This window comes from Nocardioides endophyticus (genome assembly GCF_039543845.1).
Taxonomy (GTDB): Bacteria; Actinomycetota; Actinomycetes; order Propionibacteriales; family Nocardioidaceae; genus Nocardioides; species Nocardioides endophyticus.
On record NZ_BAABKN010000015.1, the window covers coordinates 344,383 to 364,866 of the forward strand.

The 20,484-nt window shown below is 69.3% G+C and carries 19 protein-coding genes and 1 pseudogene; 13 read left to right on the top strand and 7 right to left on the bottom strand.

Annotated elements, in window-relative coordinates; genetic code table 11:
* The first annotated feature begins 35 nt into the window (after window positions 1-35).
* The 3 genes from rpsI (at window position 36) to ABEA33_RS14250 (ending at window position 2,616) form a co-directional block, all read left to right on the top strand.
* Complete coding sequence (gene rpsI, locus ABEA33_RS14240; protein ID WP_345527456.1) at window positions 36-533, top strand: 30S ribosomal protein S9; 498 nt, start codon at window positions 36-38, stop codon at window positions 531-533.
* Window positions 534-543: 10 nt separating this feature from the next.
* On the top strand, window positions 544-1,890 hold the full coding sequence (glmM, locus tag ABEA33_RS14245) for a phosphoglucosamine mutase (RefSeq protein ID WP_345527457.1): 1,347 nt from the start codon (window positions 544-546) through the stop codon (window positions 1,888-1,890).
* A gap of 123 nt (window positions 1,891-2,013) precedes the next feature.
* A complete protein-coding gene (locus tag ABEA33_RS14250) occupies window positions 2,014-2,616 on the top strand; it encodes a DUF8017 domain-containing protein (RefSeq protein WP_345527458.1) in 603 nt (200 codons plus the stop codon).
* On the opposite strand, the gene coaA is transcribed toward ABEA33_RS14250, so the two are convergent.
* Entirely contained in the window at window positions 2,613-3,593 is a 981-nt protein-coding gene (gene coaA, locus ABEA33_RS14255) for a type I pantothenate kinase (protein WP_345527459.1), read from the bottom strand. The genes ABEA33_RS14250 and coaA overlap by 4 nt on opposite strands.
* Before the next feature lie 66 nt (window positions 3,594-3,659).
* Between coaA and glmS the strand changes: the two genes are divergently transcribed.
* Window positions 3,660-5,504, top strand: a complete 1,845-nt coding sequence (gene glmS / locus ABEA33_RS14260; RefSeq protein ID WP_345527460.1) for a glutamine--fructose-6-phosphate transaminase (isomerizing) — start codon at window positions 3,660-3,662, stop codon at window positions 5,502-5,504.
* Window positions 5,505-5,511: 7 nt separating this feature from the next.
* A complete protein-coding gene (locus tag ABEA33_RS14265; protein ID WP_345527461.1) occupies window positions 5,512-5,862 on the top strand; it encodes a holo-ACP synthase in 351 nt (116 codons plus the stop codon).
* A gap of 36 nt (window positions 5,863-5,898) precedes the next feature.
* Here ABEA33_RS14265 and ABEA33_RS14270 read toward each other — a convergent pair whose 3' ends face one another.
* Complete coding sequence (locus ABEA33_RS14270; protein WP_345527462.1) at window positions 5,899-6,819, bottom strand: hypothetical protein; 921 nt, start codon at window positions 6,817-6,819, stop codon at window positions 5,899-5,901.
* A 121-nt stretch (window positions 6,820-6,940) separates the two neighbouring features.
* Here ABEA33_RS14270 and ABEA33_RS14275 point away from each other — a divergent pair, with 121 nt between their 5' ends.
* The 4 genes from ABEA33_RS14275 (at window position 6,941) to tsaE (ending at window position 11,543) form a co-directional block, all read left to right on the top strand.
* A complete protein-coding gene (locus tag ABEA33_RS14275; protein ID WP_345527463.1) occupies window positions 6,941-8,341 on the top strand; it encodes an NAD(P)H-hydrate dehydratase in 1,401 nt (466 codons plus the stop codon).
* Window positions 8,342-8,357: 16 nt separating this feature from the next.
* A complete protein-coding gene (gene alr, locus ABEA33_RS14280; protein WP_345527464.1) occupies window positions 8,358-9,488 on the top strand; it encodes an alanine racemase in 1,131 nt (376 codons plus the stop codon).
* A gap of 67 nt (window positions 9,489-9,555) precedes the next feature.
* Entirely contained in the window at window positions 9,556-10,632 is a 1,077-nt protein-coding gene (locus ABEA33_RS14285) for an alpha/beta fold hydrolase (protein WP_345527465.1), read from the top strand.
* On the top strand, window positions 10,629-11,543 hold the full coding sequence (tsaE, locus tag ABEA33_RS14290; RefSeq protein WP_345527466.1) for a tRNA (adenosine(37)-N6)-threonylcarbamoyltransferase complex ATPase subunit type 1 TsaE: 915 nt from the start codon (window positions 10,629-10,631) through the stop codon (window positions 11,541-11,543). Before ABEA33_RS14285 ends, tsaE begins: the two co-directional genes overlap by 4 nt.
* Window positions 11,544-11,545: 2 nt before the next feature.
* Here the strand turns inward: tsaE and ABEA33_RS14295 are convergent, their stop codons facing one another.
* The 3 genes and pseudogenes from ABEA33_RS14295 to ABEA33_RS14305 all read right to left on the bottom strand — a co-directional run.
* Window positions 11,546-12,118 (bottom strand): hypothetical protein, encoded by a 573-nt coding sequence (locus ABEA33_RS14295; RefSeq protein ID WP_345527467.1) that lies wholly within the window; start codon window positions 12,116-12,118, stop codon window positions 11,546-11,548.
* A 10-nt stretch (window positions 12,119-12,128) separates the two neighbouring features.
* Entirely contained in the window at window positions 12,129-13,229 is a 1,101-nt protein-coding gene (locus ABEA33_RS14300) for an ATP-dependent DNA ligase (protein WP_345527468.1), read from the bottom strand.
* 82 nt (window positions 13,230-13,311) lie between these two features.
* Window positions 13,312-13,880 (bottom strand): annotated as a pseudogene (locus ABEA33_RS14305) (transposase); the annotation flags it as partial.
* A 110-nt stretch (window positions 13,881-13,990) separates the two neighbouring features.
* Here ABEA33_RS14305 and ABEA33_RS14310 point away from each other — a divergent pair.
* The 3 genes from ABEA33_RS14310 (at window position 13,991) to ABEA33_RS14320 (ending at window position 16,508) form a co-directional block, all read left to right on the top strand.
* Complete coding sequence (locus ABEA33_RS14310) at window positions 13,991-14,953, top strand: IS481 family transposase (RefSeq protein ID WP_345527469.1); 963 nt, start codon at window positions 13,991-13,993, stop codon at window positions 14,951-14,953.
* A 148-nt stretch (window positions 14,954-15,101) separates the two neighbouring features.
* A complete protein-coding gene (locus ABEA33_RS14315) occupies window positions 15,102-15,302 on the top strand; it encodes a hypothetical protein (RefSeq protein WP_345527470.1) in 201 nt (66 codons plus the stop codon).
* Between the two features lie 27 nt (window positions 15,303-15,329).
* Complete coding sequence (locus ABEA33_RS14320; RefSeq protein WP_345527471.1) at window positions 15,330-16,508, top strand: right-handed parallel beta-helix repeat-containing protein; 1,179 nt, start codon at window positions 15,330-15,332, stop codon at window positions 16,506-16,508.
* 69 nt (window positions 16,509-16,577) lie between these two features.
* Here ABEA33_RS14320 and ABEA33_RS14325 read toward each other — a convergent pair whose 3' ends face one another.
* Together ABEA33_RS14325 and ABEA33_RS14330 are read right to left on the bottom strand one after the other, a co-directional pair.
* Complete coding sequence (locus ABEA33_RS14325; protein WP_345527472.1) at window positions 16,578-17,819, bottom strand: glycoside hydrolase family 32 protein; 1,242 nt, start codon at window positions 17,817-17,819, stop codon at window positions 16,578-16,580.
* Between the two features lie 5 nt (window positions 17,820-17,824).
* Entirely contained in the window at window positions 17,825-19,180 is a 1,356-nt protein-coding gene (locus ABEA33_RS14330; RefSeq protein ID WP_345527473.1) for a glycoside hydrolase family 172 protein, read from the bottom strand.
* Window positions 19,181-19,369: 189 nt separating this feature from the next.
* On the opposite strand from ABEA33_RS14330, the gene ABEA33_RS14335 reads away from it, so the two are divergent.
* Complete coding sequence (locus ABEA33_RS14335; protein ID WP_345527474.1) at window positions 19,370-20,374, top strand: LacI family DNA-binding transcriptional regulator; 1,005 nt, start codon at window positions 19,370-19,372, stop codon at window positions 20,372-20,374.
* Window positions 20,375-20,484 lie beyond the last annotated feature (110 nt).

A 20,484-nucleotide genomic window follows, 5' to 3' on the forward strand; every position in this document is an offset into this window, starting at 1 on the left:
TTCTGTCGAGAAAGTCTGAGTGAGGAACATCCATCGTGGCTGACACCACCGAGGTCGAAGAGACCTACGAGACCGACGAGCAGGGCATCGCCTACAGCTCCGAGAGCGCTCCGTCCGCTGACACCCCCGCCCGTCCGGCGACCATCGCTCCTGCTGCGGCCACCGGCCGTCGCAAGGAGGCTGTCGCCCGCGTCCGCATCGTCCCCGGCACCGGCCAGTGGACGGTCAACGGCCGGACGCTGGACAACTACTTCCCCAACAAGCTGCACCAGCAGGTCGTGAACGAGCCGTTCGCCAACCTGCAGCTCGAGGGTCGGTTCGACGTCATCGCCCGCATCCACGGCGGCGGCATCACCGGTCAGGCCGGCGCGCTGCGCCTCGGCGTGGCTCGGTGCCTGAACGCGATCGACACCGAGACCAACCGCCCGTCGCTCAAGAAGGCCGGGCTGCTCACGCGTGACGCCCGCGTCATCGAGCGCAAGAAGGCTGGTCTCAAGAAGGCCCGCAAGGCGCCTCAGTACTCGAAGCGCTGACGCACTGCGTATGCCGCGCATCTTCGGCACGGACGGGGTCCGGGGTCTGGCGAACGGTCATCTGACCGCAGAGCTGGCCCTGGACCTCTCCGTGGCCGCAGCCCGTGTCCTGGCAGACCGCGGCGAGTTCGAGGGCCATCGCCCACTCGCCGTCGTCGGCCGGGACACACGTATCTCGGGACAGTTCCTCGAGCACGCCGTCGTGGCCGGGCTGGCCTCGGCCGGCGTCGACGTCCTTCGTCTGCGGGTGCTGCCGACCCCGGCGGTCGCCTACATGACCCAGGCGCTCGGTGCCGACCTCGGCGTCGTCATCAGCGCCTCGCACAACCCGATGCCCGACAACGGCATCAAGTTCCTCGCCAGCGGTGGGCTCAAGCTCGACGACGCCGTGGAGCGGGACATCGAGAAGCACCTCGACGAGCCGTGGGAGCGACCGCTCGGCGGCCACGTCGGCCGCGTCACGCCGTACGCGACCCCGGTTCAGGAGTACGTCGACCACCTCGTCGGCACCCTCTCCCAGCCGCTCACCGGGATCAAGGTCGTCCTCGACTGTGCCCATGGGGCGGCGTCCGAGGCCGGTCCGATGGCGTTGCGCGCCGCCGGCGCCGAGGTGATCGCGATCAACGCAGAGCCGGACGGCCTGAACATCAACGACGGCTGCGGCTCCACGCACCTCGAGCCGCTGAGAGCCGCCGTGCTCGAGCACGGTGCCGATGCGGGATTCGCCCTCGACGGCGACGCCGACCGGTGCCTGGCCGTGGACGGCTCGGGCGAGATCGTCGACGGCGACCAGATCATGGCGATCCTCGCGGTCGGCATGTCCGAGTCGGGTCACCTGCCCAAGAACACGGTGGTCGCGACCGTGATGAGCAACCTCGGCTTTGTGCAGGCGATGAAGGCCAACGGGGTCGGCGTACGCCAGACCAAGGTCGGCGACCGCTACGTGCTCGAGGCGATGCGCGTCTCCGGCTACGGCCTCGGCGGCGAGCAGTCGGGCCACGTGATCATGAGTGAGTACGCCACCACCGGTGACGGCACGCTCACCGCGCTGCACGTGCTCGAGCGGATGGCCGTCACCGGTCAGTCGCTGCAGTCGCTCGCGTCGGTGATGCGTCGCCTCCCGCAGGTGCTGATCAACGTCCCCGACGTGGACAAGGCCCGCGCCGACGAGGACCCGATCGTGGCGGCCGCGGTCGCCGAGGAGGAGGCCGCGCTCGGTGACACCGGCCGGATCCTGCTCCGCCCCTCGGGCACCGAGGACCTGGTGCGGGTGATGGTCGAGGCCACCACGGCCGACGAGGCCCGGTCGGTGGCCGAGCGGCTCGCCGACGTCGTCAAGCGGCAGCTCAGCCTGTAGGGAACCGTAGCGGCGCGCTGGCCACGGCTCGTGCGGGCTCCGGGGACACGCGGACGCTGCATGCCGCGAGCTGGATGATCGTCGTCCAGATGCGACGCGTCGATCCTGGGTAGAACGTCTGGCATGACCCGCAACCGCGTCGCGCTCGTGCTCGGAGCCGTGGCCGTCCTGACCGTACTGGCGACGGCCGCGCTCGCGGTCTCGACGTACGTCGGCGACGACTCGTCGCCGGTCGCCGAGCCACTGGTCGTCACCGACCCGGTGTCCGGAGCCAGCTTCGAGGTTCCGGGGGAGGGCTGGGAGGTCCGCGGGCCGCGCAGCCGGATCTACTACGCCGATGACGACGGCGGTCGTCCGGCCGCCGTGGTGTCCGGCGCGGCGGTCTACCGGGACGGCTACTGCGACGAGGAGCCGGGCGACTCCAACCGGGGGTTCGCGGGGTTCACGGACCAGCCGTTCGAGGCCTGGGTCGCGAGCCTGACCGATGATGATGGATCCTGGACGACGGGGGACGATCGTGAGGAGATCGAGCTCGCCGACGGGACTGCCGCGACGCTGAGGTGGACCGGCTTCTTCGGCGGCGAAGGGAAGTGTCCCGCCTCCGGGATCGAGGTCGCGATGGTGCGGGCCGGCGAGGTGCGGGTGGTGCTGGTCGCCGACAGTCAGGGCCAGGGCACGCTGTCGCACGACGAGATCGTGCAGATCCTGCGTAGCCTGCGGCGCTAGAGCTTCCTGAGCCGGACGTAGCGGACGGAGTGGTCCCGGTCCTTGCGCAGTACCAAGGTCGCTCGCGACCGGGTGGGCAGCACGTTCTGGGACAGGTTGGGCCCGTTGATCGTGTTCCAGATCCGGGTCGCCTCGGCGATCGCCTCGTCCCGCGACAGCGCGCCGTACTTGGCGAAGTAGGAGCCGGGGTCGCGGAACGCCGTCTCGCGAAGGCGCTGGAAGCGCTCGACGTACCAGTCCTTGATGTGCGAGGTGCCGGCATCGACGTACACCGAGAAGTCGAAGAAGTCGCTCAGGGTCAGGCCGCTGCGGCCGTCCTCACGCACGCGCGCCGGCTGCAGCACGTTGAGGCCCTCGATGATGACGATGTCGGGGCGCTTGACGACGATCTTCTCGCCGGGGATCACGTCGTAGGTCAGGTGCGAGTAGACCGGGGCCTCGACCTCGTCCTTGCCGGACTTGATGTCGACGACGAAGCGCATCAGCGCACGGCGGTCGTAGGACTCCGGGAAGCCCTTGCGCTGCAGCAGCCCGCGCCGCTCGAGCTCCGCGTTGGGGTAGAGGAAGCCGTCGGTGGTCACGAGCGCGACGTTGGGGTGCTCGGGCCAGTGGGCGAGCATCTGCTGGAGCACGCGGGCGGTGGTCGACTTGCCCACGGCGACGGAGCCGGCCAGGCCGATGACGAACGGCGTACGCGTCGGCTGCACCTGGTGCAGGAACTCCTCCTGCTGGCGGTAGAGCCCGCCCGCTGCCTCGACGTACAGGCTCAGGAGGCGCGAGAGCGGCAGGTAGATCTGCTGGACCTCGTCGAGGTCGAGCTGGTCGCCGAGGCCGCGCAGCTGGCGGATCTCCTCGGCCGAGAGGGGGTTCTCCACCTCGTTGGCCAGGGCCGCCCAGGCGGAGCGGTCGAGCTCGATGTACGGCGAGGACTCCCGAGTCGGCTCGTCGGCGGCGCCGGGCCCGCCGTGGGAAGACATGCGCCAGATTGTTGCAGTCGACCTGGGCGGTCGGGTGGGCGGTGCCCGGTCGTTACAGTGAGGCCCATGTGCGGGATCGTGGGGTACGTCGGGGAGAGGCAGGCCCAAGACGTTGTCATCGAGGGTCTGCGACGGCTTGAGTACCGCGGTTACGACTCCGCCGGGATCGCGCTCGTCGCCGAGGGTGTCATCGCGTCGGACAAGCGCGCCGGCAAGCTCGCCAACCTGGAGAAGGCGATCGTCGGCCAGCCGTTGCCGGCGGCCACGATCGGCATCGGCCACACCCGGTGGGCCACTCACGGGGCGCCGACGGACGTCAACGCTCACCCGCACAACGGTGACACCGGCCGGGTCGCTCTCGTGCACAACGGCATCATCGAGAACTTCGCCGAGCTGCGCGCTGAGCTCGAGACGCAGGGCCACGTACTGCTCTCCGAGACGGACACCGAGGTCGCGGCCCAGCTGCTCGAGCTGCTGGTGATCTCGGGCCTCGACCTGACCGCGGCGATGCTGCAGCTGGTTGCGCGGCTCGAGGGCGCCTTCACCCTCGTCGCCGTCGACGCGCAGGACCCGTCGCAGGTGGTCGCGGCTCGCCGCAACTCGCCGCTGGTCGTGGGGATCGGGGACGGGGAGAACTTCCTCGGGTCCGACGTCTCGGCGTTCATCGAGCACACCCGTGAGGCGATGGAGCTCGGCCAGGACCAGGTCGTCACGATCACCAGGGCCGGGGTGTCGATCGTGAACTTCGACGGCACTCCCGCCGAGGGCCGTCGCTACCACGTCGACTGGGACCTGTCGGCCGCCGAGAAGGACGGCCATGACTGGTTCATGCGCAAGGAGATCCACGAGCAGCCGCGGGCCGTGGCCGACTCGCTGCTCGGGCGCCGTACGCCGGAGGGGCACCTGCACCTCGACGAGATGCGGCTGTCGGACCAGGAGCTGCGCGACGTCGACAAGGTCATCATCATCGCGTGCGGCACGTCGTTCTACGCCGGCATGGTGGCGAAGTACGCGATCGAGCACTGGACGCGGGTGCCGGTCGAGGTGGAGCTGGCCTCGGAGTTCCGCTACCGCGACCCGATCCTCGACTACTCCACGCTGGTCGTCGCGATCAGCCAGTCCGGCGAGACCGCCGACACCCTCCAGGCGATCCGGCACGCGCGCACGCAGCGCTCGAAGGTGCTCGCGATCTGCAACACGAACGGCTCGACCATCCCGCGGGAGTCCGACGCCGTGATCTACACGCACGCCGGGCCCGAGATCGGCGTCGCGTCGACCAAGGGCTTCCTGACCCAGCTGGTCGCCTGCTACCTGCTCGCGCTCTACCTCGCCCAGGTGAAGGGCACCCGGTACGGCGACGAGATCGACCAGGTGATGCGGCAGCTCGAGGCCATCCCCGAGCAGGTGCAGCGCGTCCTGGACGACGCTCCCGCCATCTACGAGATGGCCGCCGACCACATCGACACCCGGTCCGTGCTCTTCCTCGGTCGGCACGCCGGCTATCCGGTCGCCCTCGAGGGCGCGCTCAAGCTCAAGGAGCTGGCCTACATCCACGCCGAGGGCTTCGCCGCCGGCGAGCTCAAGCACGGGCCGATCGCGTTGATCGAGGACGGGCTGCCGGTGCTGTGCGTCGTGCCGCCCGCCGGTCGCGACCAGCTGCGGGACAAGATGGTCAGCGGCATCCAGGAGGTGCGGGCCCGCGGGGCACGCACGATCTGCCTGGTCGAGGACGGCGACGACGCGATCACGCCGTACGCCGACGTGATCATCCGCCTGCCGCGCGTCCCGGTGCTGCTGCAGCCGCTGGTCGCCGTCGTACCTCTCCAGCTGTTCGCCTGCGAGCTCGCGACCCTGATGGGCCACGACGTCGACCAGCCGCGCAACCTCGCGAAGTCCGTCACCGTCGAATGAGTCGGCCGTGATCATCGGGGTCGGGATCGACGTCGTCGACATCGAGCGGTTCGGGGAGTCCCTGACGCGCACACCGGGGTTGTCCGCTCGGCTCTTCACGCCGGCCGAGGCCTCGCGGCCTCTCGCGTCGCTGGCGGCGCGGTTCGCCGCCAAGGAGGCCCTGGCCAAGGCGCTGGGCGCCCCCGTCGGCCTGCACTGGCACGACGCCGAGATCGTGTCGGAGTCGTCGGGGCGGCCGGTGATGGAGATGCGCGACTCGGTCCGCGCCCGCGCCGACGAGCTCGGGGTCGCGTCCGTGCACGTCTCGCTCTCCCACGACGCCGGCATCGCGTCGGCTGTGGTGGTGCTGGAGTCCTAGACGGGTCGTGAGTCTCAGGGGGCGCCCGAGCGCCCCCTAGGCCACACGACCTGGTACGCCGAGCCGCCGGAGGTCTGCGCCGAGGCGGTCCTGCTCGTCGCGGACCTCCCGTGAGGTGCATCGAACCACGATGCGGTTCGGGTCGGTGATGCCACGCTGACGGGCGATGTCGTCCTCCCAGTGCTCGACGTCCATGTGGAACGCCCCGTCGACCTCCAACACGAGCACCCGACCATCGCCGATGTCCCACTCGCAGTCAGTGAAGCGCGGGCGGCCGAACCCGTCGCGCCGCTGCACCTGGCGGTCCGGTGGTCGCAGTCGCTGCGAGCGGCACAGCCGGAGGATGTCGAGCTCGGCCACCGAGTGCGATCCGCCGGCGATGTCGCCAATGACCTGGCGGAACATCTTCGCCCACCGAAGCGGCTGCATCTGCTCGACGGTGACGATGAGCCGCCCGGGAGTGGTGAGCCGCTGCTGCACCGCTGCGGCCACCACCCCCTGTGCGGTCCGTCGACTGGGTTGGTAGGCGGCGAAGTGCAGCACCGCCGGTTCGATTCGCCAGGCAGGCACGCGTTGAGCCGGGTCGACCATCAACGGGATCGGTCGCCGGGTCCGCACGAACCGGATGCCGTCCGGCTCGTCCTCCAAGATCAGCTTCTGCGGAACGACAACCGTGATCAGCTCCCGGTGCCAGTGGCGGAGCCCGCACACATCCGCGGCCGTGAGGTCGCCGAGCGCCGACCGCGGCCCCGCGTGCAGGACGCCCAGCCACATCAGCTGCTCGCGGCTGAGCGGGCCGGTCGTCGTACTCACCACCATCGACGAGCGCTCGACCCAGCGCTCGGCCGACACCTGGTTGCGTACGCGGTATCGGTCGACGCCCAGATGGTTGAGCTGGCGACGGCTCACCAGACCCGCTTGGGCGTCGGCGAGGACTTGCCAGGGTCGATGACGCATAGCAGGACCCTCCCCGAGATCGACGATCCGCCCCGCTGCTCATCCACAGGCATCGGGGTCGTGAGCCTGACGGGGCGGCGGGGCGCCCGCTGGGACTCACGACCCGGATAGCGTGGGCGGCATGAGGCGGGCGCACACGGTGGAGCAGGTGCGGGCGGCCGAGGCGCAGCTGATGGCGCGGCTGCCCGAGGGGGCGTTGATGCAGCGCGCGGCGGCAGGGCTGGCGTACGCCGTGATCGACCTGCTCGGGTCGGCGTACGGGCGGCGGGTGCTACTGCTCGTCGGCTCGGGCGACAACGGCGGTGACGCGCTGTACGCCGGAGCGCTGCTCGCGCGGCGCGGGGCGCAGGTGGAGGCGTGGCTGCTGTCCGACCACGCCCACGAGGGCGGGATCGCGGCGCTGCGGGCGTCCGGTGGCCGGGCCGTGCTACCCAGCGAGCGCGCCAGCGCACTCTCAGCTGCACGACCCGAGGTGGTGGTGGACGGGATCGTCGGGATCGGCGGGCGCGCGGGGCTGCGGCCCGAGGCCCAGGACGCGCTCACGATCCTCGAGGGCATCGCGGTGGTCGCCGTCGACACGCCGAGCGGCGTGGACGTCGACACCGGCGAGCTCGATGGGCCACACGTGACGGCGGACCTGACCGTCACGTTCGGCACCCACAAGATCGCGCACCTCGTCGACCCGGCCGCCGCCGCCTGCGGTGTCGTGCACCTCGTCGACATCGGACTGCAGCTGCCACAGCCGGCGATCGAGGCGCTCCAGCCTGAGGACGTCGCGGCCCTGCTGCCGCGCCCGCAGCCCGACGCCCAGAAGTACGCACGCGGCGTCGTCGGCATCCGCGCCGGGAGTGCGCAGTACCCCGGCGCCGCCCTGCTCAGCGTCGCCGGCGCCAGCAGCGGGCTGGTCGGCATGATCCGGTACGTCGGGCCGGCCGAGGTCGCCGACCGCGTCCGCGTGGCCCATCCCGAGGTCGTCGGCGCTGGGCGGGTGCAGGCCTGGGTGGTCGGCTCCGGCGGCGGCGAGCGCGCGGGCGACGAGCTCGCAGCGGTGATCGCCGACGGCGTCCCGCTCGTGGTCGACGCCGATGCCCTCGCGCACGTCGACGGCCCGCTGCCCGCCGACACGGTGCTCACCCCCCACGCCGGTGAGCTCGCCGCCATGCTCGGTGTCGACCGCGCCGACATCGAGTCCCGCCCGCTCGAGCACGCACGCCACGCGGCCACGACGTACGGCGCCGTGGTGCTGCTCAAGGGTCGCCACACCCTGATCGCCACGCCCGACGGTCGCGTCCGCGCCACGACGACCGGCACCCCCTGGCTCGCCATCGCCGGAGCCGGGGACGTGCTCGGCGGTCTGATCGGTGCGCTGCTCGCCGCGGGCCTCCCGGCGTACGACGCCGCCTCGGTCGGGTCCTGGCTGCACGGTGCGGCCGCGACCCTCGCCAGCGGCGGCGGCCCCCTGGTCGCGAGCCAGGTCGCAGCGTCCATCCCGGCAGCCGTCCGGGGGCTGCTCGACCGGTGATGGGACAATCGAGCCCATGAGCCCCCTGCCGGCAGCCCGTGCCGAGATCGTGGTCGATCTCGACGCGATCCGGCACAACGTCCGCCAGCTGCGCGAGCTGACCGGGGTGCAGATGATGACAGTGGTCAAGGCCGACGGCTACGGGCACGGCATGCACGAGGTCGCGCGAGCGGCCCGAGAGGCGGGCGCCGAGTGGATCGGCGTCGCCACGATCGACGAGGCCCTCGCTCTGCGCGCGGGCGGCGACACCGGGCGCGTCCTGTGCTGGCTGACCGTGCCGGGCGAGGACTACGCCGCCGCGATCGACGCGGACATCGACATCACCGCCTACTCCCTGGCCGAGCTCGACGAGATCGAGGCCGCCGTCGCGGTCGCCGCTCGCCCGGCTCGCGTGCAGCTCAAGGTCGACACCGGCCTGTCGCGGGGCGGCGCCCCGATGGCGACCTGGCCCGAAGTCGTCGCTGCGGCACGCACTGGCCAGCAGGACGGCACCTGGCAGGTCAGCGGCATCTGGTCCCACTTCGCCGCCAGCGACGAGCCCGACCACCCCGCCAACGACGCCCAGGAGGCGGTCTTCAGCGAGGCGCTCGCGATCGCCGAGCAGGCCGGGCTTCGGCCCGAGGTCCGGCACCTCGCCAACTCAGCGGGCGCGATCCTGCGGCCGTCGGCCCGGTTCGACCTGGTGCGGGTCGGGCTCGCGTCGTACGGCCTCGACCCCGCGCCCGGCCACACGCCCGACCTCGGCCTGCGCCCGGCGATGACCGTGCGCGCGACGCTCGCGCAGACCAAGCCGCTCGCCGCCGGCGCCTCCGTCTCCTACGGCCACACCTGGACCGCTGAGACCGACACCACGGTTGGCCTGGTGCCAGTCGGGTATGGCGACGGGGTGCCCCGTCACGCCAGCAACGTCGCCCAGGTGCTCGTCGACGGCAAGCGCCGCGCGATCCGCGGCCGGGTCTGCATGGACCAGTTCGTCGTCGACCTCGACGGCGACCTGCCCGCCGCCGGTCACGACGTCGTCCTCTTCGGCCCGGGCCACGACGGCGAGCCGACCGCCCAGGACTGGGCCGACGCGAGCGGCACGATCTCCTACGAGATCGTCACCCGGATCGGAGGCCGGATGACCCGGAGGTACGTCGACTCATGAGCGAGCTCAGCATCATGCACAGCGTGTCCCGTGCCTCATGCGTGCACGGAGCGAAGCGAGTACGCGCATGAGCATGCGTGGGCGGGTGATCGGAGCGGTCACCGTCGGCGCCGTCGGCCTCGCGGCCGCCGGCGCGGGCGTCGGAGTCAACCGGCAGCGACGGCGGATCGTCGGGCGCGCGCCGGGCGACGTGCCGGCCTTCGGGTCGCTGCGGTCGGACCCGGTGACGGTGGTCGCCGACGACGGCACCCCGCTGCACGTCGAGGTCGACGAGCCGGACCAGCCGACACGCGGGCGGTCGCGCAAGGCGAAGCCTCCGCTGACGGTGATCTTCGCCCACGGCTACGCCCTCGAGCTGGACTGCTGGCACTTCCAGCGCGAGCACTACCGCGGGCAGGTCCGCACCGTCTTCTACGACCAGCGCTCGCACGGCCGTTCGGGCCGCTCGCCGGTGGGCAACGCCACCATCGATCAGCTCGGCCGCGACCTGCTGAGCGTCATGGACGCCGTCGCGCCCGAGGGACCGGTGGTGCTGGTTGGTCACTCGATGGGTGGCATGACCGTGGTCGCGCTCGCCGAGCAGCACCCCGAGCTCTTCGGCGACCGGGTCGTCGGTACGGCGCTGATCTCGACCACCGCCGGCGGGCTGGAGCCCAGCCGGATCCTCTTCCCGATGGTGCCGGCGTGGGGGAGCGCCGGGCCGGTCGGCCGCGCCATCTCCACGCTGGCCCGGACGCACAAGATCGTCGATGGCGCTCGTCGTGCCGGGAAGGACGTGGCCCTCGTCGCCACCGCTCAGCTGGCCTTCGGTGACGAGGTGCCGGGCAGCTACGTCGAGTTCGTCAACCGGATGCTGTCGGCGACGCCGTTCGAGGTGGTCGCGGAGTTCTTCCCCGGCTTCTCATCGCTCGACAAGTTCGACTCCGTCGAGGTGCTGGCGAAGGTGCCGACTGCGGTCATCTGCGGCACCGACGACAAGCTCACCTCGATCGGGCACAGCCGCAAGCTGCACTCGCGCATCGACGGGTCCACGTTGCTGGAGTGCCACGGTGCCGGCCACATGGTGATCCTCGAGCGCCAGTCCGAGGTCAACGGCGAACTGGACCGGCTGCTGGCCGCGACCGGAGCAGAGGACGCGCGGTGACGGTCGAGATCACCCGCGTCGGCCCCGAGTCGGCGCCTCAGGTCCTCGCGGTCGTCCGGGCCGCGTTCGAGGCCCGCCCGCCGCTGGACCCGCCGGCGGCCGCGCTCGTCGAGACCGAGCAGACGATCGCCGACAAGCTGGCCGGCCACGGCGGGCTGCTGGCCTGCCTCGACGGCCGCCCGGTGGGTGCTCTGGTGCTCGACCTGGTCGGCAGTACGACGTACCTGCGCCGGTTCGGCGTCCACCCGGATGCCCAGGGCCACGGCGTGGCGGCTGCGCTGATCGACGCCGCCGTCGAGGCGGCCGGGACCTCCGAGGACCTGACCGTCGTCGCCCGCGAAGAGCTGCCGCAGACGGTGCAGTTCTGGGAGCGGCAGGGGTTCCGCGAGATCCGCCGGGAGTCACCCAACGTCGAGCTGCGCCGGCCGCTGCGCACCCACGTCTTCCAGGCACCTGACGCCGACGCGATGCGCGGGCTGGGCCGGTCGCTGGCCGGCCAGCTCACGCGAGGCGACCTGATCGTGCTCAGCGGTGAGCTGGGCGCAGGCAAGACCACGTTCACCCAGGGCCTGGGCGCCGGGCTCGGCGTACGCGGCGACATCACCTCGCCGACGTTCGTGATCGCGCGGGTGCACCCCTCGCTCGTCGGCGGGCCGGACCTGGTGCACGTCGACGCCTACCGCCTCGGCGGGCTCGGGGAGCTCGACGACCTCGACCTCGACACCTCGCTCGACGACGCCGTGACGGTCGTCGAGTGGGGTGAGGGGCTGGCCGAGGGGCTGGCCGAGTCGCGGCTCGAGGTCGCGATCGTGCGGGGCGACGCCCCCCACGACGAGCTCGATCCGCGCCGGGTCGAGCTCACCCCGGTCGGACCGCGCTGGCACGCGCTGTCCTTCCGGGGGTTGGGTTAGCGCTACAGCCCCGTGATGCCTTCGTTGCCGTAGCCCTCGGCCTGCTCGTCGAAGTTCTCGTGCTCGAGCAGGTGCAGGATCGGTACGCCGAGGCGGCGCCGTGCCTTCGACGTCCAGTCGAGGTGGAAGAACTCCGAGACGACGTGGGGACGGGTCAGGATGATCGCCTCGCGGCCGTCGACCTCGGCGACCTTCGCCGCCAGCGCGTCGATCGGTGGGTCGGTGACGATCTGGCCGCGCGCGATCGCGCCGCTCTTGGCGAGGGCGTCGAGGGTCTGCTTGAGCTCGGTGTTGGTCCGGTCCTCGCAGTCCTTGCGCACCGCGTCGAGGTCGACCTCGCTCATCGGCATCGTCGGCGACGCGAGCATGTCGCCGGCGGTCAGCGACCCCATCGCGGACTCGATCCGCGCCGCGGCATCCTCGAGAGGCAGCAGCACATGGTAGGTGACCTGCTGGTCCAGGCCCTCGTGGAGCGAGTGCACCTGGCCGGCGTCCTGCTCGCTGAGTGCCTGCTCGATCAGGAGGACGACGTCGTAGTCCTCGCCCGTGTTCCGGGGCCCTGCGTTCTCGGACATGTCTGCCTTCCTAGTGGACGCTCAAGATCCTAGCCAGGTCGTAGCTCACCGGCTCATCCAACTGCTCGTAGCCGCACGACTCCGGGTCGCGGTCGGTGCGCCAGCGGCGGAACTGGGCCGTGTGCCGGAACCGGTGCCCCTCCATGTGGTCGTAGGCGACCTCCAGCACCCGCTCGGGGCGCAGCGGGGTGAACGACAAGTCCTTGCCCTGGCTCCAGCGGCTCTGGGTGCCCGGCACGCGGTCGGGGTTGGCCGTCAGGAACTCCTCCCAATGGCCCCACGGATGGTCGCTGATGTCGCAGACGAGCGGCTGCAGCTCCTCGATCAGCTCCGCCCGACGTACGGCAGTGAAGCTCGCGCTGACGCCGATGTGCTGCAGCTGTCCCTCGTCGTTGTAGAGACCGAGCAGCAGGCTGCCGAGCAACGGCTTCTCGGGGGTGCTGGTCTTGTGCTCGCGGTAGCCCGCGACGACGACGTCGGCGGTGCGCTCGTGCTTGATCTTCAGCATCGTGCGGGCGTTCGGCTGGTACGGCGCATCCAGGGGCTTGGCGACCACGCCGTCGAGCCCGGCTCCCTCGAATTGGTGGAACCACTCCTCGGCCTCGGCCGGGTCGGCCGTCGTCCGGGTCAGGAAGCACGGGCCGGCGAGGCCGCCGAGCGCCGCCTCGAGAGCCCCCCGGCGCTCGACGAACGGCCGCTCGGCGTACGACTCGTCGCCCAGGGCGAGCAGGTCGAAGGCGACGTACGACGCGGGCGTCTTCTCGGCCAGCATCGCGATCCGCGAGGCGGCCGGATGGATGCGCTCCTGCAGCACCTCGAACTCCAGGCGCTCCTTCCCGCCCGAACCGAGTGACACGAAGATCTCGCCGTCGAGCACGCATCGCTCGGGCAGCTGCTCTCGCATCGCGGCCACGACCTCGGGGAAGTAGCGGGTCAGGGGCTTGGTGTTGCGGCTGGCGAGCTCGACCTCGTCCCCATCCTTGAAGACGATGCAGCGGAACCCGTCGAACTTCGGTTCCAGTAGGACGTTCGGAGCTAGCGCAAGCGCCTTCTCCAGGGTGGTCGTCTTCGCCAGCATCGGTCGCACTGGCGGCATGACTGGAAGGTCCACGCTCATGACTCTAGTTCCGCTGAGGGTGGCCGCTCGTCGGGAGAGTCCCGCGGAGCGGTGTACGAGGTGATCCCTTCGGGGGTCAGGCGGTGCTGGTTGCCAGGCTCGGGATCTCCTCTTCGTTGGTGTTGGTCTCGGTGGTGGTCCGGCTGCGGGTCAGTCGTCTAGTCCGAGGTAGCGGCGTCCTTCGGCCCATTCATCGTGTTGTCCGGCCAGGACGGCGCCGACGAGCCGGATGATCGAGGGTCGGTCGGGGAAGATCACGACGACGTCGGTGCGTCTGCTGATCTCGCGGTTGAGCCGTTCCTTCGGATTGGTCGACCAGACCTGGCGCCAGACGTCGTAGGGGAAGCGGTGAAGGTCAGGATGTCGGTGCGGAAGTCCTCGACGTGCGCGTCGAGCTCGGCCGACATCGTCGAGACCTGGGACTTCGAGAGCCCGTGATGCCGAGCGACTGGGCCAGCTCGTTCATCCGCCGGGTGGAGACACCCAGGAGGTAGCAGGTCGCCACGACGCTGGTCAGCGCCTTCTCAGCCCTGGTCTTGCGTTCGAGGAGCCACTCGGGGAAGTAGGAGTCGTCACGCAGCTTGGGATCGCGAGATCCAGGGTCCCGGCACGGGTGTCGAAGTCGCGGTGCCGGTAGCCGTTGCGCTAGTTGTAGTTCCTACAGAGGTTGTGATCAGCGCGGCATGTGCTGAGAGACGAGGACCTCCGGTATCGAAGGGGTTACCACACCAACCCTCGATGACCCGGAGGTCCTCGTGACTCACGCTAATGCCCCGTTCACCCCAGAAGGTCGCCGACGCCTCGCTGAACTCGTTGTCTTGCACGGCTGGTCTACACGTCGCGCCGCGGAGCGGTTCCAGTGCTCACCAGCGACCGCAGCGAAGTGGGCCGCCCGCTACCGCGCCGGCCTGGCGATGAGCGACCTGTCCTCGCGACCGCACACCACGCCGACCCGCACCAGCGCCAGGCTGGAACGCCGCATCATCAACCTGCGCGTCACCCGACGCTGGGGACCTCACCGGATCAGCTACCACCTCGGCGTGCCCCGCTCCACGGTCGGACGCGTCCTGGGCCGCTACCGGATGCCGCTGCTGGCCCACCTCGACCAAGCCACCGGACGCGTGGTCCGACGCCCCCACCCGGTGCGCTACGAACGGACCCGTCCCGGCGAGTTGGCCCACATGGACATCAAGAAGCTCGGCCGGATTCCCGCCGGCGGCGGCCACCGGATGCTCGGTCGCACCGCCGGCAACCGCAACAACAAGAGGACCCGACCCGGATACGCCTTCCTCCATCACGTCGTCGATGACCACTCGCGCTACACCTACTCCGAGATCCTCAACGACGAGAAGGCCTCCACCGTCATCGAGTTCTGGCGCCGAGCAGTCGCAGCGTTCACCGACATCGGAATCACGATCGAGGCTGTGATGACCGACCAGGGCTCGGCCTATCGATCCCGCGCGTTTGCCGCCGAGCTCGGCACCACCCGCCACCTCTGGACCCAGCCCTACCGGCCCCAGACCAACGGCAAGGTCGAACGCTTCAACCGCACCCTGGCCGCCGAATGGGCCTACGCCACGACCTACCTATCCGAAGAAGACCGCGCAGCGACCTACCCCGACTGGCTCCACTTCTACAATCACCACCGACCCCACACCGGCATCGGCGGCGCAGTCCCAGCCAGCCGCGTCCACAACCTCACGGGGAACTACAGCTAGTTGACCCGCCCCGGTGAGGACTCGCCACTTGGCTTGCCTGCTGATTCGGCACGAGCCGCACCTTGGAAAGCGAAACGTTTGTCTCACTGTATGGCCCTTATGCCAGCGGGTCTTGTGACGTTCAGCACACATCTCGTACGGTCCGAACATGACACGTGTCGAAACGTTTGCGCATGCTGGCTCCAGTTCGGTCTCGCGGCGTCGAGTGCTCAAGGTTCTCGGCGCGACCGTAGCGGCAGCGTCCGTCGCCGGACTCGGCGACGGCCTGCTCACGCCGGCAGTTCCTGCTGCTGCCGCCCTGGCCTGGCAGCCGCCTCCGGCCTACGACCGCATCGTCGGTCTGCTCTGACAGTCACCGACCGAACAAAGGAACCCGATGGCACCCACTGTGTACGACGTGACGACCTGGCCCGGAGCGACCGTGTCGCCCTATACCGACATCGGCTTGGTGATCAACCAGATCATCGCCGACATCAAGTCTCAACAGACCAGCCAGACCACCCGGCCCGGAGCCGTCATCTACATCCCCCCGGGGCACTACACCCTGCAGACAACCGCCAACATCGACATCGGGTTCCTCACCATCAAGGGCTCCGGTCACGGCTTCATGTCCGAGGCGATCCGCGACGACGTCAATCACTCGGCTTGGGTCGAGACGTTGCCCGGTTCGAGCCACGTCCAGATCGCCAACACCAATCAGGTCGGTTTTCTCGTCGACCGTGCGACCGACCCGGGGGCGAACGGGAGGCTCAACTCCGTCATCTTCCAGGACTTCTGCATCGACGGTGTCAGCAGCTCCAAGCCCTACCTCCCCGGAAACGGTAAGACGGGCATCAAGGTGCAGTACGACACCGACTCGGTCCGTGTCGAGGGCATGGGTTTTGTCTACCTCGCCACCGCCCTGACGATCCGCAACGCCGACGCGTTCAACATCACCAACAACTTCATCGCCGAATGCGGCAACGCCATCCAGATGATCAGCAGCTCCATCGTCGGCAAGATCACCAACAACTACCTGATCAGCGCCTGGGCCGGGAACTCGATCTTCATGGAGAACAACGAGAACTGCGTCATCAGCGGCAACAGCCTGCTGTGGGGAGCCCGCATGCAGTTCAAGAACGTCAACCGGGCGGTGATCACCGGCAACAAGTTCGTCAGCAACTTCTCCGGCATGATCGTCCATGAGACCGCCTGCCACGAGCAGCTCATCTCAGGCAACCACTTCAGGCGGATCTTCGGCGATGGCGGCCCAGCACGCAACGACGACCTCTACGGCATGGTCCAGCTCAACGGCAACGACAACTCAGTCACCGCGAACACCTTCTCCTTCGACGTCCCGGCGGCAAATGTCGTCCCCTCGGGTGCGACGCCGACCGTCGTCCTGGTCAAGGGCGGCGCCAGGAACTTCTTGGCGACCAACAAGCTCGTCTCCAACATCTCGGTCCGTCACGTGTTAGATCCGAGCGCCAGCGCCACGAAGGTGCTGTGGTCCGGAACCTCGTCCCAGCTGCAGGACCTGACTGGCGGCAACATGTCCTTCGTCGCCACGCCATAGAGCAAGGGACGGGCACGACGAAGCGCATCGTCGTGCCCGTCAGACTCCTGAAGTCAGTCCATGCGATTCCTAGACGAGGGACCAGGCAGTGGCGGTCCCGGAGACCGGGAGCCAGGTGGTGCTCGGCTCGATCGGTCCTCCTAGGATGCCGTCGGCGGTGGAGATCTCCAGGGTCGGTCCGTCGACGAGGACCCGCACTCTTCCTCCCGACCAGGGCATCGTCCAGGTCTCGTGGCCGGGGCGCTCGAATGTCACGAGGCCGTTGCCGGTCGAGATGCGAACGGACTTGCCGGTCTCGGAACTCAGAGTCAGCTGGTCCGCCTCGGCCGACGGAGTCCACTCGAGGTCGATCGCCGTGGTGGACTCGCCCGGTGCGATCTCTGGGCCGCGGCGATCCGCGAGCTGTGGGTGCGGGAGTGCGACGAGGCGACCGTTCTCCACCGAGAGCAGGTACGGAACGCTGAGGCAGCTGGCCCAACCCTCCTGTGAGTCGGTGACGCCTCGCATCCAGAACATCAGGCACGGACGGCCCTCGCGGTCGCGGAAGAACGACGGCGCGTAGTACGACCCGCCGAAGCTGAGACGACCCCAGTCGAGCGGCGCGAACCGTCCGTCCTGATAGGAGTATGAATCGCCGATGCCGTAGCCGGCGTAGTGGAGGACGTCGTCATCCCAGACCGAGCTCACCATGACCCAATGGCCGTCGACCTCGAAGATCTGTGGACACTCCCACAGTGCGCCCATCCAGACAGGCTCGACCTCATCGGTCGACCGCGCCAACGCCACCCCGTCGTAGACCCATTCGGTGAGGTCGGTGCTGGTGTAGGTGAGCGCGAGGGCGTCACCGGACCGCGAGGCTGCGCCGATGAACATTCGCCAGCCGCTCTCCTCGGAGATGACGAATGGATCGCGGTAGGCGATGAGGTCGAGGTCTTCGGGGGGACGGACGACGATGTCGCCTTTCGACCACGTCTCCCAGGTCTCGTCCTCCGGTGTTGCTACCCGTACCCGCCCCAACCCCAGATTCGGTTGGGCGACCGACGTGTAGAGGATCCGGGCTCCCGCCTCGTCCTGGACGAGGCTCCCGGTCCAGATGCCGTCGTCGCCGTCGCCTGGTGCGATCGCGACACCGTGTCGGGTCCAGTTCAGTAGGTCCGGACTGGTGGCGTGTCCCCAATGGCAGTTCGGCGCCCAGACCAGGCTGTCCGGCACGTACTGGTGGAACAGGTGGTACTGCCCATCGTGGAAGGTCAACCCGTGGGGGTCGTTGATCCACCCGGTCTCGACCGTGAAGTGGAAGCTGGGGCGCATGGCGGTCACTCCTGTCCTGCGTCGTAGCCGCGGCGGAGCGCGCGGGCCTGCTCGACGTTGCCGCGTTCCCATTCGTCAACCTGCTGTCGGCGTTCCTCGCGGAGCTGATCGCGGGCCGCGACGAACCGCTTCATCCGTTCCTCCGCCTGTCGGCGGGCGGCGCGCTGCTCATCGGTGAGCGGTGGGAGCGGTGCCTCGATGACACGGTCAACAGGACGGAGCGGCAACCGGTCCTCTACGTCCGGCACGGTCAGGACCGGTGACGGCAGGGTCTGGTACCAGTAGGCGGTGGACGACCAGTCGTCGGAGAGGTGGTTGCCGTGTCCGTGCTCGAAGGTCACCTTGATCCGCTTCTCGAACCGGATCGGATCGACCATGTGGAAGCGGTAGCTGTGGTGGAAACCGGGCACGTCCTCCTCGTGCACGATCGTGCCGTTGAACTGGTAGGCGTTGCGCTGCATGCCCCACGCGTGCCCGAAGTAGTCCTCCATCCCGGTGCCGTGCAGGCTGGGCGGCCAGGTGTCGTCGTCGATGAAGATCATGTCGTCGCCCTCGCCCCACCACGATCCCTGGAAGTGACGCACCGCGAGCGTGCAGCCCACGTAGTGGCCGCGCCCCTCGGTCTCCAGCGCGACGTAGTTGTCGGCGCCGTCGAGGTTCGCGACGGTGGTCTCGATGCTGTTGGCCTGCAGGTCCGGACCCCAGCCGACGTTGGGCAGCGCGCGCTTCCAGTGGGCGTGGAAGTAGACAGTATCCTCGGGCAGCGGAGCCGGGGACAGCTCGTAGTCGATGTAGAAGTACTGCAGGTACGGGATGTCGTTCTGGTTCTCCACGACGACGCGTGCCCGCTTGCCGAACGGCATCCTGAAATACGAGTTGAACGCAGCGCTACCGCCGAACGTGTGCAGCTCGGGCTCCTTGGCCGAGACCGACAGTGGCAGCGAGTCGTAGCTGCCCGACAGGGAGTTCATCAGACCGAAGAAGTCGCCGAGGGGCGCAATGACACTGGGAGTCTCCTGGTCGTCCCAGTAGATCTTCAGCAGTACCTTGCGGTAGTAGTCCGGGTCTACCGCTTCCCAGCTGACTCCGAGCGCGTTGTGGATCTCGAGCATCGGCACGCCGACCACGGCCGGGTCGATCTGTCCGGGGCCGGGCTGGATGCGGCAGGACTGCGTCATCCAGATGTGGGTGATGAAACCCGGTCCTTCAAGGTCCGCGAGGGTGCGCTCTTCCCCCGGCATCACGATCCAGTTGTCCCGGTTGCGGCCGGTCTGGTCGTAGCTCGACGCCCGGGCGGTCCGCCCCGGGCGTGCCCTGGTGAGGTCTCCCAGGAGGCCGCCGGGAGCGAAGTCTGCAGTCATGATCGTCCTTTCGTACGGGCGAGTCGCCCGGTCGATGCGCGCCAGATGCATCGAAACGTTTGCGCGTGGCGCATCGTATGCATGCGGACGTACGTGACGCAACGCACGTGATGCCGCGGTATGTTCGCGGCTAACAACAGCGCCGGGGGTGCCTGGTGCCGACCCAGGAAAACGTTTGAACGGAGGCCCATGGCCACGATCGTGGAGGTCGCCCGCTTGGCGCGGGTGTCGACCTCGACCGTCTCCCACGTGCTGAACGACACACGCAACGTCGAGCCCGCGACCCGCAAGAAGGTTCTCGACGCGATCGAGAAGACCGGCTACCGCCAGGACGCGGTCGCTCGAGCCATGCGCCGATCCAAGACCGACAGCATCGGACTCGTGGTCTCCGACGCCGGCGAACCGGCGTTCGCCGAGATGGTCCACGGGGTCGAGCACGCGGCCGCTGTCCAGGGCCTGACGTTGGTGCTCGCCAACTCCTCCGAAGACACGGATCGCGAGACCCGCGCTGTCCGCACACTGCTCGCCCGTCGAGTCGACGGCCTGATCCTCGCCCGGTGCCCGGTCTCTTCGACAGAGGTGGAAGAGACGATGTCGTCCCAGGGGCCGCCCGTCGTGCTGCTCGACCGAGTCTTCGACGGCGCGCCCTGTGATCAGGTCGGGGCCGACAACCGCGAGAGCATGCGACGTCTTTCCGCGCACCTTCTCGACCGGGGACACCGGAGCTTCGTCGTCGTCGCCGGCGACACCCGCGTGCCCACCCTGATAGAGCGGCTCGCCGGCTTTCGAGATGCCGTTCTCGGGATAGAGGCCGAGTCCAGTGTCGTGCTCGAGGGCACCGACAACGACACGATCAAGCGCGGGCTCCGCCACGCCCTCGCCGACGGACGGTCGACCTGCGTCATCGCCGCGAGCAGCCCGCTGGCAGTGGCCGCGCTGGAGTGCATGCGCGACGCGGAGGTCTCGGTTCCCCGCGACATCGCCTTCGCGACCTTCGACGGGTTCAACCACTCCGACCTGTTCCAGCCGTCGATCACCACTGTCAGGCAGCCGGCTTTCGAGATGGGCGCCGCGGCGGTCGGGATGCTCATGGAGAGGCTGGCCGCACCACAGACCAGTCCGCGGATCACTCGGTTGCAGCAGCGCCTCGAGCTGCGCTCGTCGAGCGAGGGCTACGTCTTCAGACGGCCCTGACAGGGATCGCCGACGGGTGCTTGACACCTGTGATGGGCGCCACGTACCTTCGGCGAAACGATTCGCGCAAACGTTTCGATGATCTCGGTGACTACACCTCTCACCTACTC